Source organism: Bacillus sp. FSL H8-0545 (assembly GCF_038006105.1).
Classification (GTDB): Bacteria; Bacillota; Bacilli; order Bacillales; family Bacillaceae_G; genus Bacillus_A; species Bacillus_A cereus_U.
In genome coordinates this window covers 250,001-267,500 of record NZ_JBBOUO010000001.1, presented here as the reverse complement: position 1 = coordinate 267,500, position 17,500 = coordinate 250,001, and the positions used below count along the sequence as shown (strand labels likewise).

Here is a 17,500-nt window from a genome sequence, read left to right as displayed (position 1 = left end):
ATTTGCAGCACTTTGAGCTTGTTGATTAATTCGCTCCATACCAGCTCGATAATCGATAGTAGCCTCACGATTTGCATTTTCAAAAAATGGTGCTGCTGCTTTCGTTGATAAAACTCCTAATAACGCACAAGCTGCGAAAGTAGTAATCAGTTGAATTCTTATACTCCGCCGTACACTCTTCACTAATTTCTCCACTAATGTTCTAGCTTTCCTAACATAAGTAAATGGATTAAATATCTTTTTCAATCTTATACCCCACTCCCCATACTGTTTTTATATATCTCGGCTTCCTTGGATTCTCCTCAATCTTTTCACGTACTTTTCGAATATGTACCATTACAGTGTTATCAGACTGGAAAGATCTTTCGTTCCAAACTTTTTCATAAATTTGCTCAGCACTAAAGACCATACCTGGATTACGAGCTAGCAATTCTAAAATTGAAAATTCCCTTGGAGTTAACTTCACTTCTTCTCCCTCTACAATGACTTTATGAGTTGAAATGTTTATTGCCATATTCCCAATTTCTAACTCGTCCTCATTTTGAATAGCAAAACCATTCATTTTCATATAACGACGTAGCTGAGATTTAATTCTTGCGATTAACTCTAACGGATTAAACGGTTTTGTTACGTAATCATCTGCACCTGTTGTTAATCCTAAAATTTTATCCATATCTTGCGTTTTTGCCGAAAGCATAATAATCGGCATTTCCTTCGCTTCCCTTACTTTCATACACATATGAATACCATCTACTTTCGGCATCATAATATCTAATACGACTAAGTGCACTTCATTTTCTTCTAATATACGTAACCCTTCTTCTCCGTCCCCTGCTTGCAGTACTTTATATCCTTCGTTCTTTAAATAAATTGTAATAAGGTTCCTAATTTCTTTTTCATCATCTACAACAAGTATCGTTTCCCCGGCCATAATATCTCCCCCATCAGTTTTTTAATCCCTAACCTCTATTATAAGAAAACTTCTGAAGAAAAACGCTCGGAAATCCTTAAGATTTTCTGAAGACGCAAAAAAGGTCTAGACTCCCCTTAAGTCTAGACCTTTCAAAAAACCCCTTTTATTTACGAACGTAGATGAAATATAGTACGAATAAAACTCCCATAACATACATAATTGGATGAATCTCTTTACGACGACCACTCACAACCATTGTAATTGGATAGAAGATAAATCCAATCGCGATTCCTGTTGCGATACTATACGTAAGTGGCATAGAGATGATTGTAAAGAATGCCGGTACTGCAATCTCGAATTTCTTCCAATCAATTTCTCCTAAAGATGAAACCATCAAGATTCCTACAATAATTAGAGCTGGTGCCGTTACAGCTGGTGTCACAACACTTAATAGTGGCGAGAAGAAAAGTGCCAGTAAGAAGAATCCTGCTGTTACAACTGCTGTAAATCCAGAACGTCCTCCTGCTGCTACCCCTGCAGACGATTCAATGTAAGACGTTGTAGTAGATGTACCTAGAATTGCACCAATTACAGTTGCAACCGCATCTGCAAATAATGCTTTTCCTGCACGTGGTAATTTATTGTTCTTCATTAATCCCGCTTGATTCGCAACCGCTACAAGCGTACCTGCTGTATCAAAGAAATCGATAAAGAAGAACGTGATAATAACAATCGCCATTTCAACAGTGAAAATATCTCCAAAGTGAGTTAACGCCACACCGAACGTTGGTTCTAGACTCGGTATTGCTCCCACTACAGCTTTCGGAGTATCAATTAATCCTGTTGCTACTCCTAAGATTGCCGTAAGAATCATACCGTAGAAAACAGCACCATTTATTTTCCTAATCATGAAGATGATTGTAATAACAACTCCGAAAATCGCCAGCAACGTTGTACCCTTCGTTAAATCCCCCAATCCAACAAGGACAGCATCATTTTTTACGATAATTCCGGCATTTTGGAATCCAAGGAAGGCAATGAATAATCCGATACCCGCCGCTACTGCAAACTTTAACTCTACTGGAATTGCATTAATGATTTTTTCACGAATACCTGAAGCAGTAAGAATAATAAAGATAATACCTGACATTAATGTTCCAGCAATCGCCGTTTGCCACGGAATTCCCATCGTTAACACCGCTGTATAAGCAAAGAACGCGTTTATTCCCATACCTGGCGCTAAAGCAATCGGATACTTCGCAAATATCCCCATAATTAACGAACCAATCGCCGCTGCTAATGCTGTAGCAACGAATACTGCACCTGGATCCATCCCTGTACCTGCTGGTAATCCTTTAACATTTCCAAGCGACAGCGTAGCAGGATTGACAAATAGTACGTAAGCCATAGATAGAAATGTCGTTAACCCTGCTATGAACTCAGTCTTATAATTCGTACCGAGCTCATCAAACTGAAAATAGCGTTTCATCCTACGTTTCCCCCGTTATATGATTACTCGCCGTATTTCACCCTAGCCCTCTTTTATTTATAAAAATAAAAAAGGCTTCCATTACATTTACATGGAAGCGTTCTATAAACAAAGACAAGTTTCCCCTCATCTTTATACAAACGCCTCGTAGTCAAGCCATTTACGGTAGCTAGGTAGAAACTTTCGGGCCATATCCCCGATATTATACGACGGCATAATATTCACTTTTTGTTTGAATTACATACTCATATTAACTCACAATAGGGTGTGTGTCAATTTAAAAACGAACATTTTTATATCTTTTTATATTTTCGTTCGTATAATCACTTAAAAACAAAAAGATCCATCTATGCATAAAATGATAGATGGATCTTTCATTATAATACTATTCCCACTCAATAGTTGCTGGTGGCTTACTCGTTATATCATACACGATACGGTTAACGTGTTTTACTTCGTTTACGATACGTACAGAGATTTTCTCTAATACGTCCCAAGGGATACGTGCCCAGTCAGCTGTCATACCATCGATAGATGTTACTGCACGGATACCTACTGTGTAATCGTAAGTACGCTCGTCACCCATAACACCTACACTACGCATACCAGGAAGCGCAGTGAAGTATTGCCAAACTTCACGTTCTAATCCTGCTTTTTGGATTTCTTCACGTAAAATCGCATCAGATTCACGAACGATTTCTAATTTCTCTTCTGTAATTTCACCTAATACACGAATACCAAGTCCTGGACCTGGGAACGGTTGACGCCATACGATTTCATCAGGAATTCCTAATTCTGATCCTAATACACGTACTTCATCTTTAAATAAAGTGTTTAAAGGCTCAATTAATTTGAACTGCATGTCTTCTGGAAGTCCACCAACGTTATGGTGAGATTTAATTGTTTGTGCAGTTGCTGTACCACTTTCAACGATGTCCGTGTAAAGTGTACCTTGCGCTAGGAAGTCCATTCCTTTTAATCTAGAAGCTTCATCATCAAATACGTAAATGAATTCATTACCGATGATTTTACGCTTTTGTTCTGGATCTTCTACACCTTTTAACTTGTTCATGAAGCGTTCTTTCGCATCCACTTTAATAACGTTCATATGGAAGCCTTCGCTAAATGTTTTCATAACACCTTCTGCTTCATCTTTACGAAGTAAACCGTGGTCCACGAAAATACATGTTAATTGGTCACCAATCGCCTTATGAATTAATACTGCTACAACAGAAGAGTCTACACCGCCGCTAAGTGCGCATAGTACTTTTTTGTCTCCAACAGTTTCACGGATCTTTTCTAATTCTACTTCGATAAAGTTCTCCATGTTCCATCCTTCAGAACAACCACATACGCCGAATACGAAGTTTTTAATTAAATCGTTACCGTGCTCAGAGTGACGTACTTCTGGGTGGAATTGTACACCGTATAAGTTTTCCGCTTCATTGCTCATACCAGCGATTGGACAAGACTCACTTGTTGCATCTACTACGAATCCTTCAGGTAAACCAGTTACTAAGTCACCATGGCTCATCCATACAACTTGCTCTTCTGGAAGGTTCGCATATAATTTTGATTCGTTCTCTACTTTAAGAACAGCTTTTCCATACTCACGGTGGTTGGCACGTTCTACTTTACCACCGAAGTGTTGCGTCATAAGCTGCATACCGTAACAGATACCGAAAATCGGTAATCCTAGCTCAAAGATTTTTTCATCACAATGTAATGCACCTTCACCGTATACACTATTTGGTCCACCAGAGAAAATAATCCCTTTTGGATTCATTGCTTTAATTTCTTCTGCAGTAATTGTATGCGGATGAAGTTCACTGTATACACCGAACTCACGAATTCGACGTGCTATTAACTGATTGTACTGACTCCCAAAATCTAAAACGATAATTGTATCATGCTGCTTCTTCAAAATAATCACCCCAACGTTAGTTCTCGTATATAAATATTTTCACCAATTTAGCAAAAAGCATTACCAATATAATAAAAAAAGCCAGTCCTCCGCCTCTAGTCTCATGACAAAGAAAAGGCAGGGGTCTGGCTTTATAAAGAAAGATAGTCTTCCGCTCTTTATAAATATAAGACACACTGCCTTCATAGTCAGGTTGTTTACGGTAACCCGGTAGAGACTCTCAAACCATATCATTGAGGATATATGAAGGATCGTTTTATATTATCTCCCTAGATTCTAACAATGAAGTATCAGTATGGTCAAGAGAGAAAGCGACAAAATTCTACAGAAATTAATTTCCTGCTCTCAAAAACACAAAAAAACATCCACTTCTATATAGAAGTGGATGTTTTTCGGGAGAACGGAATTACATCATTCCGCCCATACCGCCCATGCCCATGCCGCCCATGTCAGGCATTGCTGGTGCATTTGGTTCTGGCTTGTCAGCAACTACAGCTTCAGTCGTTAAGAACATAGCTGCAACAGATGCTGCGTTTTGAAGTGCAGAACGCGTTACTTTAGCTGGATCTACGATACCAGACTCAAGCATGTTAACCCATTCGCCAGTAGCTGCGTTGAAACCAACGCCTACTTTTTCGCCTTTTAGACGCTCTACAACTACAGATCCTTCTAGACCAGCGTTGATTGCGATTTGACGAACTGGCTCTTCTAGTGCACGAAGTACGATGTTGATACCTGTTGCTTCGTCGCCTTCAGCTACGATAGAAGCTACTTTTGTGTATACGTTCATAAGTGAAGTACCACCACCTGCAACGATACCTTCTTCTACTGCTGCACGAGTTGAGTTAAGTGCATCTTCAATGCGAAGTTTGCGCTCTTTTAACTCAGTTTCAGTTGCTGCACCTACTTTAATTACTGCTACGCCGCCCGCAAGTTTTGCAAGACGTTCTTGTAATTTTTCACGATCGAATTCAGAAGTTGTTTCTTCTAATTGTGCGCGGATTTGACCGATGCGAGCTTCGATTTGTTCTGAATTTCCAATACCTTCAACTACAGTTGTGTTTTCTTTCGTTACAACAATTTTACCAGCGCGTCCTAAAGATGCAACTGTAGCAGATTTTAAGTCACGTCCTAATTCTTCAGTGATTACTTCGCCACCAGTTAAGATTGCGATATCTTCTAGCATTGCTTTACGACGGTCACCAAATCCAGGAGCTTTAACAGCTACTACATTGAATGTACCACGAAGTTTGTTCACTACTAATGTAGCTAACGCTTCGCCTTCTACATCTTCAGCAATGATAAGAAGTGGTTTACCTTGTTGTACCACTTGCTCTAATACTGGTAAGATTTCTTGGATGTTAGAAATCTTTTTATCAGTAATTAAAATGTATGGGTTATCAAGAACTGCTTCCATTTTATCAGAATCAGTAATCATGTAAGGAGATGCATATCCACGATCAAATTGCATACCTTCTACTACGTCTAATTCTGTTGTGAATCCTTTAGATTCTTCTAAAGTAATAACGCCGTCGTTACCAACGCGCTCCATTGCTTCAGCGATTAATTGACCTACTTCTTCGTCAGCCGAAGAAATAGCAGCTACTTGTGCGATAGAAGATTTACCTTCGATTGGTTTAGAAATCGCTTTTAATTCTTCAATTGCAGCAGTAACAGCTTTTTCGATACCTTTACGAAGACCCATTGGGTTTGCACCAGCTGTTACGTTTTTAAGACCTTCACGAATCATAGCTTGCGCTAATACAGTTGCAGTTGTCGTTCCGTCACCAGCTACATCGTTTGTTTTGCTAGCAACTTCTGCTACTAATTTCGCACCCATGTTTTCGAATGCATCTTCTAATTCGATTTCTTTTGCGATTGTTACACCGTCATTTGTAATAAGTGGTGAACCGAATTTTTTCTCAAGTACAACGTTACGACCTTTTGGTCCAAGCGTTACTTTTACTGCGTTTGCAAGAGTGTCGACACCGCGAAGCATCGAACGACGTGCTTCTTCACTAAATTTAATATCTTTTGCCATAATAATTGACCCCCTTGGATTTTTAAAATGTATATAATTAACCGATAATTGCTAAAATGTCACTTTCACGTAAAATCAAGTAGTCTGTACCTTCGTATTTCACTTCAGTACCTGCATATTTTGAGAAGATGATAAGATCACCTGCTGCTACCTCTAAAGCAACACGCTCACCATTTTCAAGCACTCGGCCTGTACCTACTGCAATAACTTTACCCTCTTGTGGTTTTTCTTTTGCAGTTTCTGGTAATACAATACCACTTGCTGTTTTTTCTTCTGCTTGAACAAGTTCAATTACAACGCGATCACCTAATGGCTTTAGCATGAACAATAACCTCCTCATTTTGTTATGTAAATTTTATTTATTAGCACTCAAGTCACACGAGTGCTAACACACTTCTAATAATAAATAATCTCAATTTCTTTTGCAAGTAAAAAAATCATAATTTTTTCGCAAATTACTTTATGCACTTTCCTAGATAGGATTACTTCTTCTACTACCTTTACTATATGAATCGTTGTTCCCACTTCTTGTATGTTACAATGTGAAAGACACCCTAAGTTGTTTTCGCTAAACGTACAACTTTTTCCTGTCTCCTATTTTATTTTCAAATGCTAATTTACAAAAAAACATAATTCAAATGAAAGTTTATATCGTAGGTAGCATATTTACATGTTATCCTACCTTATCTCATACACTAGCGTTAGAAAGGATGGTTAAACCATTTGAAAAAACAATATTGGTGGATTATCGTTACATACATTTTAATGCAGTTATCAGGCATTGCCGGGTTACCGCTTCTCCTGAAAACTGGACTATACGATAATAGGGGATTTACTAGAGAGGAAAAACTTCAGCTCATAACTGGTCATTGGGCTATCATTAGCTTTTTCATTGCATTATGCGTTGTACTTTGGTTACTCAGAACAGACATTCGTGACAGGCATTTAGATAAAATGCGCTCTACTGTTCCAGCTACAATTGGGTGGATTTTTATTGGTTTCTTCTTAGCGCTGTTCTCACAAAGCATTGCCGGTATGATCGAAATGCGTTTATTAGGGATTACACCGGGATCTGAAAATACAGCAAGACTTATGGACATCGCAAGAACGACACCTTGGTTCCTTATTGTCATATCTATAATAGGACCTATTTTGGAAGAAATCGTATTTAGAAAAATTTTATTCGGTACACTTTATAAGAAGTTTAACTTCTTTATTGCCGCTATCATTAGTTCACTTGTATTCGCGGCGATTCATTTTGATTTTACTCACTTATTGGTATACACTTCTATGGGGCTCGTATTCGCCTTTTTATACGTAAAAACGAAACGAATTATAGTTCCTATTGCAGCTCATGTTGCAATGAATACATTAGTTGCAGTTGCTCAAGTTGTAGTAAGTAATGAGCAAATTCAAGAAATGATTAAAGAAGCTGAAAAAATGCAAGGCTTTATCGGAGGATTTTTAGTATGAGAAACTCACCATTGTTCATGGCTGCATTGTACTTTCTTCTTGGATGTATCTTTACACGCTTCGCCATTACGAACGTAACAGATACAATCTGGAATATGTGGACAATACTATTTGCAGTTATGGCAACAATTGATTTTAATTTGGCACTTCGCCTTATCTTAGTTAAATTCACAAAGAAAAAACAATAATAAAACGCAGAGGTCATCTCCTCTGCGTTTTATTGTGGATAATTCTTCAAAAAGTAAACAAGCGTTTGTAACTCTACAGCTAAATCAATGTGATGAATTCTTATATTCTCTGACACATTTAAGCGTGCTGGTGTGAAATTTAAAATACCATGCACGTTCGTTTCTGCCAATCTATCTGCCACAGATTGCGCTACTGTAGCGGGTACCGTTAATATTGCCACTTGTATATCAGTTGATAAACGTTCTTCTAATTCATCCAAATGATATACAGGAATTCCTCCGATTTCTGTTCCAACTTTCTCTTCACTAACATCAAACGCCATTTCAATTTTTGTATTATTGTTTTTCGTGAAATTATAATGTAAGAAAGCGGTCCCTAAATTACCTACTCCAATAAGTGCCACGCGTGTTATATCATCTTGGTCGAGTGTTTCACGGAAAAATGATAATAAATAATTTACGTTATATCCATATCCTTTTTTCCCTAACGCTCCAAAATATGAAAAATCTCTTCGAATAGTTGCGGAATCAACCTTTACCGCTTCACTCAATTCGGCTGATGAAACACGTTGCTTACCAGAAAGAGATAAGTTTTGGATAAATCGATAGTATAGAGGCAATCGTTTGGCAGTGGCCTGTGGAATTTTTTGCTGATCCATATAACCCCTCCTCTCTTCCTATCTTTATTCTTATACTTGAATCAAATACAGAAGTTTAGTACTCATGAATTTCCTTGTATAATAAAGAGAAGAAGTATTCTCTCTTTATTTTAAACTATACACTATTTTTAGTATGATTGAGAAATATAAACATGGCAAAGTTAAGAAATTATTTGAGGTGAAAACATTGATATTATTACAAGTGAATGGGCTTTCGAAATTATACGGTGCAGAAACGATTCTTGCAAACATAAAATTGGAAGTACAAACAAAAGATCGTATCGCATTAGTCGGACGAAATGGAGCCGGAAAATCTACATTATTAAAAATAATAGCTGGCGAGTTATCTCATGATGGTGGTGAAATTATAAAACCGAAAGATGTCTCAATGGGGTATTTAGCTCAAAATACCGGATTAGAAACGTCTTTAACAATTTGGGATGAAATGTTAACCGTCTTTACACATCTACAGCAGATGGGGACAAAACTTCGAAAGCTAGAGCAAGAGATGGGAAAAGAAGAAAACTTTTCAAATGCGGCTATATATGAGAAATTATTAGCTGATTATGACCAATTACAATTAGATTATAAAGATCAAGGCGGCTATCAGTACGAAGCGGATATACGCTCGATTTTAAGCGGTCTTGGCTTCCCAGTTGAAACGCATCAGACGACAATTTCCACATTAAGTGGTGGACAAAAGACTCGATTAGCTCTTGGGAAATTATTATTAACTAGACCAGACTTACTTATTTTAGACGAACCTACAAACCATTTGGACATTGAGACACTAACATGGCTTGAACAATATTTACAAGGCTATCCCGGCGCGATTTTAATCGTTTCCCATGACCGTTATTTCTTAGATAAACTCGTTACACAAGTATACGAAATTTCTAATAAGGAAAGCCGACGATTTGTTGGTAACTACAGTAAATATTTAGACTCAAAATCAGCTCTATACGAGCAAGAGATGAAGCGTTATGAAAAACAACAAGATGAAATTTCTAAACTGGAAGACTTTGTGCAAAAAAATATAGCTCGTGCATCTACGACAAAACGTGCTCAAAGTCGCCGTAAACAATTAGACAGAATGGAAGTATTAGCTAGACCATTAGGCGATTCTAAATCAGCTTCCTTCCACTTCGATATTGAAAAACAAAGTGGAAATGATGTTTTACAAGTTAAAGATGCAACTATTGGCTATTATCAGGAACCGATTATTGAACATGTAAATATGCGCTTAACTCGCGGTGACAGTGTTGCCTTAGTCGGGCCAAACGGAATTGGAAAATCTACATTATTAAAATCCATTGTGAATAAGTTACAGCTATTACATGGAAACGTTGCTTTCGGGTCAAATGTATCTGTTGGTTATTATGATCAAGAACAAGCCAACTTAACATCTTCGAAGCGAGTTTTAAATGAACTATGGGATGAATATCCCCTGCAACCTGAAAAAGAAATTCGCACTATACTAGGCAACTTTTTATTCACAGGGGATGATGTACTCAAACCAGTATCTTCTCTTAGTGGTGGACAAAAGGCTCGACTAGCTCTTGCAAAACTTATGATGCAAAAATCCAATTTATTAATTCTCGATGAACCAACAAACCATCTTGATTTAAATAGTAAAGAGATTTTGGAGAATGCTTTAATTGATTACCCAGGTACTCTTCTATTCGTCTCTCATGACCGCTACTTTATTAATCGCGTAACGACAACCGTTGTTGAGTTATCAACAGAAGGTGCACAAGAATATTTAGGTGATTACGATTATTACGTTGAAAAGAAAAATGAAATGATTGAACGTGCGGAACTAGAGCAAGAAGATGAAGTACCTGTTCAAAAAGTGGTGGCACAAGAAAAATTAAATTATCTCGAAGAAAAAGAACGTAAACAGTTAGAGCGTCAACGTACTCGAAAAATTGAAGAACTGGAACAAAATATCGTAGGCTTAGAAGAAGAAATTGCTACGTTAGAAGATCAGCTTTGCTTACCAGAAATATATGCAGATTATGAAAAGGCTAGTGAAATTACAACTAAAAAACAAACACTGCAAGAACAGCTTGAAGCTTGTATGGCAGAATGGGAAGAACTGCATATATAAGAGAATTTAAAAGAGGGGGATGTCTCATAAGTCGGTCTTTTTGACGAGATGACCTCCTTTTTATTTTCTCTTTTAGAATCAATACCATAGTAAATGAAATTATATAAACGATTCGACAAGAAATATCGATTTACCGACAAGGATTGACAATAGTAGCACCTTATATAACAAGTGGAGGATGTTTCAAAATGTTTTTTGGACATCTCCTTGTTTTTTATTTCCCAAAAAAGAATTTCTACAAAGGTCAGACTTCCCCTATGTTATCCACAAGGTTATGCACATATCCACCTTTATAATATAAACTCCCAAATAACTTTTCCACATTATCCACAGTCACACAAAAAGTTATACACATTTTATGTACACAAAAAAACCCGTATTATCAACAGATAATACGGGTTTTATCCACAATCTGTGGTTAATTTTGTGTATAACTATGCTTCAATATCTAATCCTGGATTTGCATTTAAAGCTAATGTAGCGCGTTTTCCTTGTTCGTATGCAATTGTACCTGCAGCCGCAATCATCGCTGCATTATCTGTGCATAAAGATAGAGGAGGAATAATTAGCTCTATATTTTCTTTTTGTGCAAATTCTGCTGCTAAACGTGCACGAAGCCCTTTATTAGCAGCTACTCCACCAGCAAGAAGCACTTGTTTTACATTATAAGCATCTGCTGCACGGGACGCTTTCGTTACAAGTACATCTATTACACTTTCTTGGAAACTTGCTGCTAAATCTTCTGGTGCAATTTCTATACCGCGCTGTTTTGCGTTATGCACAGTGTTGATAACTGCTGATTTCAATCCACTAAAGCTGAAATCATACGAATCAGGTTCTAGCCACGCACGAGGCAAATCAATTGTTGGTTTTCCTTCATGCGCAAGGCGATCAATATGAGGACCACCTGGATAAGGCATTGATAATGTACGAGCTACTTTATCGTAAGCTTCTCCTGCCGCATCATCTCGCGTTTCACCAATCACTTCAAATGAACCATGTTCTTTCATATAAACAAGCTCCGTATGTCCACCGGATACAACAAGCGATAGTAACGGGAATTGTACTTCTTTTACTAAACGGTTCGCATAAATATGACCAGCAATATGATGAACACCAACTAGAGGGATATCATGAGCAAAAGCCACAGCTTTCGCTGCATTTACACCTATTAAAAGTGCTCCGACTAAACCTGGGCCTTCTGTTACAGCAATTGCATCAATATCCTCAAAAGTGATATTCGCTTCTTTTAAAGCTTCTTCTAACACAACTGTGATTTCTTCTACATGATGACGGGATGCAATCTCTGGTACAACTCCGCCAAAACGCTTATGACTTTCAATTTGCGATGCAACGACATTTGCAATGATTTCCGTTCCATTTTTAACAACTGCTACAGCTGTTTCATCACAGCTTGTTTCAATACCAAGTATAATTGTGTTTTTTTCCATTATATATTCACCCACATTACAAGACCATCTTCCTGATTGTCTGCATAGTATCGTTTACGAATCCCACCATTTTGAAATCCGTATTTTCTGTATAACTGCTTTGCTACTTCATTTGACACGCGTACTTCAAGTGTCATTGTTTTTACTCCTAACCCTTTCGCTTCGGAAATGACTTCTTTCAATAAGGCATCCCCTAGCTTTTGACCTCTGTATTCTGGTAGGATAGCTATATTTGTTACATGTGATTCATCAATAATTATCCACAATCCACAATATCCAATTACGAGACCATCTTTTTCTAGCACGACATAATGTGCATGTTCATTCATCTCTAATTCACGGTGAAAGGCATCTGCAGTCCAAGGGGTTGAAAAAGATGCTTCTTCAATAGCTACAATTTGAGCAATATCATCAAGTGCCATCTTTCTAAATATCATATCCATCTTCTGTAGGCCCCTATTGTTTTTGACTTTCTAACCATTTTGTTTCAGCTTCAGCTAAACGAAGATAGCTAGGAACAAACGTATGCACGTCTTGTTCTTCTTTTTGTAATCCTAAAAATGCTAATTCACTTGGTCTTGGGTTATTCTTAGTGAACGGAGCAAATACAGCTTGATCACCTAAATATTCTACAATTGTTTCTTTATGCAATTTAACATCGTTACCAATAAATAAAACAGGCTGTTCTTTATCTTTTAACATTTGCAACCAGTCAACAATAAGAATAATTCGGTCTTCTTCTATTGAAGTTATACGCTCTCCTTCATATGTATATAACCCCGTGTAAATTTGACCACGTCGGCCATCAAATAAAGGACAAATTAGTCCATTAAAATTAGTACCATTTGCAGCCACCACTTCTAAACTTGATACACCTACAATTGGTATTTGAAGTGACCAAGCTAATGTTTTTGCAGCTGTCACACCTATACGAACACCTGTATATGATCCGGGTCCAGCTGCTACAACAATTTTAGTCAATTCTTTCGGTTTTACACCGCATTCTTTTAACAGTTTCTCTACAGCTGGCATAAGACGTACAGAATGGTTTTTTGTTAAATTTGTAATGATTTCCCCAATCACGTTCCCTTCCTCAATAAGGGATACACCCATTACGTAATTTGAAGTATCAATTGCTAGTACTTTCATCTTGTAATAGCTCCTCACATAATCTAATATAGCGATCTCCAATTGGCTCGAGTACAATTTTTCTTGTATCATCTCCAGCATGGAATAAACTAATTTGCAACTTCTCATTCGGTAAATATGCTTCTATTAAATGAGCCCATTCTACTACTGTAATCCCTTCACCATAGAAATACTCATCAAATCCTAAATCTTCTTCACTTTCCGCTAAACGATACACATCCATATGATATAGCGGTAATCTTCCTTTATATTCTTTAATAATATTGAAGGTAGGACTATTTACGACTCTTTTCACTCCAAGACCTTTTGCTAGTCCTTTTGTAAAAGTCGTCTTGCCAGCTCCAAGATCACCTTCTAAAATAATTACATCTTGTGCCTTTACAAGTCTCCCTAATTTTTCTGATAATCGCTGGGTTTCTTCAGAAGATTTTGTTGTTACTTCATATTTACTCACAGACTTCACCTACTTTACTCACAATGTTCTCTGCTCTTTATTATACAGGTTTTAAATATATAAAAAAGTCCTTAGGAGTTTTCCTAAGGATAGTTTGACTGTCTTTATTAGTTTTTTGTTAAAACAAATAAAAAAATACGAAACAACTTGTTTCGTTCTTTTCTTTATATAAAATGGCGGTCCCGACCGGGGTCGAACCGGCGATCTCCTGCGTGACAGGCAGGCATGTTAACCACTACACCACGGGACCATTTGGTTGCGGGGACAGGATTTGAACCTGCGACCTTCGGGTTATGAGCCCGACGAGCTACCGTACTGCTCCACCCCGCGATGATATAAATAGCTTGGCGACGTCCTACTCTCACAGGGACAAGGTCCCAACTACCATCGGCGCTAGAGAGCTTAACTTCCGTGTTCGGTATGGGAACGGGTGTGACCTCTCTGCCATCATCACCAAACTATTGAAGGTATATTCCTTCAAAACTAGATAACATTTGCTTCATATTATATGGTTAAGTCCTCGATCTATTAGTATTCGTCAGCTCCACATGTCACCATGCTTCCACCTCGAACCTATCAACCTGATCATCTTTCAGGGATCTTACTAGCTTACGCTATGGGAAATCTCATCTTGAGGGGGGCTTCATGCTTAGATGCTTTCAGCACTTATCCCTTCCGCACATAGCTACCCAGCTATGCCCTTGGCAGAACAACTGGTACACCAGCGGTGCGTCCATCCCGGTCCTCTCGTACTAAGGACAGCTCCTCTCAAATTTCCTGCGCCCACGACGGATAGGGACCGAACTGTCTCACGACGTTCTGAACCCAGCTCGCGTACCGCTTTAATGGGCGAACAGCCCAACCCTTGGGACCGACTACAGCCCCAGGATGCGATGAGCCGACATCGAGGTGCCAAACCTCCCCGTCGATGTGGACTCTTGGGGGAGATAAGCCTGTTATCCCCGGGGTAGCTTTTATCCGTTGAGCGATGGCCCTTCCATGCGGAACCACCGGATCACTAAGCCCGACTTTCGTCCCTGCTCGACTTGTAGGTCTCGCAGTCAAGCTCCCTTATGCCTTTGCACTCTACGAATGATTTCCAACCATTCTGAGGGAACCTTTGGGCGCCTCCGTTACACTTTAGGAGGCGACCGCCCCAGTCAAACTGCCCACCTGACACTGTCTCCCGGGTCGATAAGACCCGTAGGTTAGAATTTCAATACAGTCAGGGCGGTATCCCACCAGCGCCTCCACCGAAGCTAGCGCTCCGGTTTCAATGGCTCCCGCCTATCCTGTACAAACTGTACCAAAATTCAATATCAGGCTACAGTAAAGCTCCACGGGGTCTTTCCGTCCTGTCGCGGGTAACCTGCATCTTCACAGGTACTATAATTTCACCGAGTCTCTGGTTGAGACAGTGCCCAAATCGTTACACCTTTCGTGCGGGTCGGAACTTACCCGACAAGGAATTTCGCTACCTTAGGACCGTTATAGTTACGGCCGCCGTTTACTGGGGCTTCAGTTCAGAGCTTCGCTTACGCTAACCCCTCTCCTTAACCTTCCAGCACCGGGCAGGTGTCAGCCCCTATACTTCGCCTTACGGCTTCGCAGAGACCTGTGTTTTTGCTAAACAGTCGCTTGGGCCTATTCACTGCGGCTTTCCGTTAAGAAAGCACCCCTTCTCCCGAAGTTACGGGGTCATTTTGCCGAGTTCCTTAACCAGAGTTCTCTCGCACACCTTAGGATTCTCTCCTCGCCTACCTGTGTCGGTTTGCGGTACAGGCACCTTTTATCTCGCTAGAAGCTTTTCTTGGCAGCGGGGAATCAAAGACTTCGCTCCATAAGGAGCTTCCCCATCACAGCTCAGCCTTCACGATAAGCGGATTTGCCTACTTATCAGCCTAACTGCTTGGACGTGCACAACCAATCGCACGCTTCTTCTATCCTTCTGCGTCCCTCCATTGCTCAAACGATAAAGAGGTGGTACAGGAATATCAACCTGTTGTCCATCGCCTACGCCTGTCGGCCTCGGCTTAGGTCCTGACTAACCCTGAGCGGACGAGCCTTCCTCAGGAAACCTTAGGCATTCGGTGGACGGGATTCTCACCCGTCTTTCGCTACTCATACCGGCATTCTCACTTCTAAGCGCTCCACCAGTCCTTCCGGTCTGACTTCACTGCACTTAGAACGCTCCCCTACCACTGATACCATTGGTATCAATTCGCAGCTTCGGTGGTGTATTTAGCCCCGGTACATTTTCGGCGCAGAGTCACTCGACTAGTGAGCTATTACGCACTCTTTAAATGGTGGCTGCTTCTGAGCCAACATCCTAGTTGTCTAAGCAACTCCACATCCTTTTCCACTTAATACACACTTTGGGACCTTAGCTGGCGATCTGGGCTGTTTCCCTCTTGACTACGGATCTTATCACTCGCAGTCTGACTCCTAAGGATAAGTCATTGGCATTCGGAGTTTGACTGAATTCGGTAATCCGATGAGGACCCCTAGTTCAATCAGTGCTCTACCTCCAAGACTCTTACACTTAAGGCTAGCCCTAAAGCTATTTCGGGGAGAACCAGCTATCTCCAGGTTCGATTGGAATTTCTCCGCTACCCACACCTCATCCCCGCACTTTTCAACGTGCGTGGGTTCGGGCCTCCATTCAGTGTTACCTGAACTTCACCCTGGACATGGGTAGATCACCTGGTTTCGGGTCTACGACCACGTACTAAACGCCCTATTCAGACTCGCTTTCGCTGCGGCTCCGCCTCTTCAACTTAACCTCGCACGGGATCGTAACTCGCCGGTTCATTCTACAAAAGGCACGCCATCACCCATTAACGGGCTCTGACTATTTGTAGGCACACGGTTTCAGGATCTCTTTCACTCCCCTTCCGGGGTGCTTTTCACCTTTCCCTCACGGTACTGGTTCACTATCGATCACTAGGGAGTATTTAGCCTTGGGAGATGGTCCTCCCAGATTCCGACGGAATTTCACGTGTTCCGCCGTACTCAGGATACATTCAAGAGAGAACGAAGTTTCGACTACGGGGTTGTTACCCTCTGTGACGGACCTTTCCAGGTCGCTTCGTCTACCTCGTTCCTTTGTAACTCCGTATAGAATGTCCTACAACCCCAAGAGGCAAGCCTCTTGGTTTGGGCTAGATTCCGTTTCGCTCGCCGCTACTCAGGAAATCGCATTTGCTTTCTCTTCCTCCAGGTACTTAGATGTTTCAGTTCCCTGGGTCTGTCTTCCATACCCTATGTATTCAGGTAAGGATACCATACCATTACGTATAGTGGGTTTCCCCATTCGGAAATCTTCGGATCAAAGCTTACTTACAGCTCCCCGAAGCATATCGGCGTTAGTCCCGTCCTTCATCGACTCCTAGTGTCAAGGCATCCACCGTGCGCCCTTTCTAACTTAACCAAACTAAAATTAAAAAAATATGAGCTACACTGTTATCTAGTTTTCAAAGAACATACATTTAAACTTGAGAGATAGTTCTCTCAAAACTGAACGAAACAAAACAAGTCAACGTTTATTGATGAACTGCGTTCATCAATTCTCCATAGAAAGGAGGTGATCCAGCCGCACCTTCCGATACGGCTACCTTGTTACGACTTCACCCCAATCATCTGTCCCACC

Annotated in this window: 14 protein-coding genes, 2 tRNA genes, 3 rRNA genes and 2 riboswitches (2 of these 21 cut by a window edge); of the genes, 3 read left to right on the top strand and 16 right to left on the bottom strand. The window is 40.0% G+C overall.

What is annotated here, in order from left to right; genetic code table 11:
* The 6 genes from MHI07_RS01550 to groES all read right to left on the bottom strand — a co-directional run.
* Positions 1-246, bottom strand: partial view of a sensor histidine kinase gene (locus MHI07_RS01550; RefSeq protein ID WP_002159515.1) — the start only. It extends 1,260 nt beyond the left edge of the window; only the first 246 of its 1,506 coding nucleotides appear in the window; the start codon lies at positions 244-246; the stop codon falls past the left edge of the window.
* Entirely contained in the window at positions 230-931 is a 702-nt protein-coding gene (locus MHI07_RS01545) for a response regulator transcription factor (RefSeq protein ID WP_002113448.1), read from the bottom strand. The genes MHI07_RS01550 and MHI07_RS01545 overlap by 17 nt, the downstream gene beginning before the upstream one ends.
* Positions 932-1,076: 145 nt before the next feature.
* The gene (locus MHI07_RS01540; RefSeq protein ID WP_002113447.1) at positions 1,077-2,402 is read right to left on the bottom strand and encodes an NCS2 family permease; all 1,326 of its coding nucleotides are present in this window, start codon (positions 2,400-2,402) and stop codon (positions 1,077-1,079) included.
* Between the two features lie 128 nt (positions 2,403-2,530).
* Positions 2,531-2,632, bottom strand: a riboswitch (purine riboswitch).
* 155 nt (positions 2,633-2,787) lie between these two features.
* The gene (guaA, locus tag MHI07_RS01535) at positions 2,788-4,326 is read right to left on the bottom strand and encodes a glutamine-hydrolyzing GMP synthase (protein WP_133059584.1); all 1,539 of its coding nucleotides are present in this window, start codon (positions 4,324-4,326) and stop codon (positions 2,788-2,790) included.
* A gap of 165 nt (positions 4,327-4,491) precedes the next feature.
* A riboswitch (purine riboswitch) is annotated at positions 4,492-4,593 on the bottom strand.
* A gap of 139 nt (positions 4,594-4,732) precedes the next feature.
* Positions 4,733-6,367, bottom strand: coding sequence for a chaperonin GroEL (gene groL, locus MHI07_RS01530; RefSeq protein ID WP_002159526.1), 1,635 nt, complete (start codon positions 6,365-6,367; stop codon positions 4,733-4,735).
* Between the two features lie 37 nt (positions 6,368-6,404).
* A complete protein-coding gene (gene groES, locus MHI07_RS01525) occupies positions 6,405-6,689 on the bottom strand; it encodes a co-chaperone GroES (RefSeq protein ID WP_002009985.1) in 285 nt (94 codons plus the stop codon).
* A gap of 401 nt (positions 6,690-7,090) precedes the next feature.
* Between groES and MHI07_RS01520 the strand changes: the two genes are divergently transcribed.
* Positions 7,091-7,840: a CPBP family intramembrane glutamic endopeptidase gene (locus MHI07_RS01520; protein ID WP_002009988.1), complete on the top strand. Its 750-nt coding sequence runs from the start codon at positions 7,091-7,093 to the stop codon at positions 7,838-7,840.
* Positions 7,837-8,028 carry a YdiK family protein gene (locus MHI07_RS01515; RefSeq protein ID WP_001246201.1) on the top strand — a complete coding sequence of 64 codons (192 nt, stop codon included), beginning with the start codon at positions 7,837-7,839 and terminating at the stop codon, positions 8,026-8,028. Before MHI07_RS01520 ends, MHI07_RS01515 begins: the two co-directional genes overlap by 4 nt.
* Positions 8,029-8,057: 29 nt before the next feature.
* Here the strand turns inward: MHI07_RS01515 and MHI07_RS01510 are convergent, their stop codons facing one another.
* A complete protein-coding gene (locus MHI07_RS01510) occupies positions 8,058-8,687 on the bottom strand; it encodes a redox-sensing transcriptional repressor Rex (protein ID WP_000372704.1) in 630 nt (209 codons plus the stop codon).
* A gap of 187 nt (positions 8,688-8,874) precedes the next feature.
* On the opposite strand from MHI07_RS01510, the gene MHI07_RS01505 reads away from it, so the two are divergent.
* Positions 8,875-10,797 (top strand): ABC-F family ATP-binding cassette domain-containing protein, encoded by a 1,923-nt coding sequence (locus MHI07_RS01505; protein ID WP_340826860.1) that lies wholly within the window; start codon positions 8,875-8,877, stop codon positions 10,795-10,797.
* Positions 10,798-11,231: 434 nt separating this feature from the next.
* On the opposite strand, the gene tsaD is transcribed toward MHI07_RS01505, so the two are convergent.
* The 9 genes from tsaD to MHI07_RS01460 form a co-directional block, all read right to left on the bottom strand.
* The gene (gene tsaD, locus MHI07_RS01500; protein ID WP_002009991.1) at positions 11,232-12,248 is read right to left on the bottom strand and encodes a tRNA (adenosine(37)-N6)-threonylcarbamoyltransferase complex transferase subunit TsaD; all 1,017 of its coding nucleotides are present in this window, start codon (positions 12,246-12,248) and stop codon (positions 11,232-11,234) included.
* Positions 12,248-12,691 carry a ribosomal protein S18-alanine N-acetyltransferase gene (gene rimI, locus MHI07_RS01495; protein ID WP_002159529.1) on the bottom strand — a complete coding sequence of 148 codons (444 nt, stop codon included), beginning with the start codon at positions 12,689-12,691 and terminating at the stop codon, positions 12,248-12,250. Before rimI ends, tsaD begins: the two co-directional genes overlap by 1 nt.
* A 13-nt stretch (positions 12,692-12,704) precedes the next feature.
* Positions 12,705-13,397, bottom strand: a complete 693-nt coding sequence (gene tsaB / locus MHI07_RS01490; RefSeq protein WP_002124827.1) for a tRNA (adenosine(37)-N6)-threonylcarbamoyltransferase complex dimerization subunit type 1 TsaB — start codon at positions 13,395-13,397, stop codon at positions 12,705-12,707.
* A complete protein-coding gene (tsaE, locus tag MHI07_RS01485; RefSeq protein WP_340821553.1) occupies positions 13,378-13,851 on the bottom strand; it encodes a tRNA (adenosine(37)-N6)-threonylcarbamoyltransferase complex ATPase subunit type 1 TsaE in 474 nt (157 codons plus the stop codon). Before tsaE ends, tsaB begins: the two co-directional genes overlap by 20 nt.
* Positions 13,852-14,025: 174 nt before the next feature.
* Positions 14,026-14,101: transfer RNA gene (locus MHI07_RS01480), tRNA-Asp, on the bottom strand.
* A gap of 3 nt (positions 14,102-14,104) precedes the next feature.
* Positions 14,105-14,181: transfer RNA gene (locus MHI07_RS01475), tRNA-Met, on the bottom strand.
* 12 nt (positions 14,182-14,193) lie between these two features.
* Positions 14,194-14,309, bottom strand: a 5S ribosomal RNA gene (gene rrf / locus MHI07_RS01470).
* A 50-nt stretch (positions 14,310-14,359) separates the two neighbouring features.
* Positions 14,360-17,281, bottom strand: a 23S ribosomal RNA gene (locus tag MHI07_RS01465).
* Between the two features lie 146 nt (positions 17,282-17,427).
* Positions 17,428-17,500: ribosomal RNA gene (locus MHI07_RS01460) — 16S ribosomal RNA — on the bottom strand (it continues 1,479 nt past the right edge of the window).
* The 16S, 23S and 5S rRNA genes sit together here with 2 tRNA genes alongside, the layout of an rRNA operon.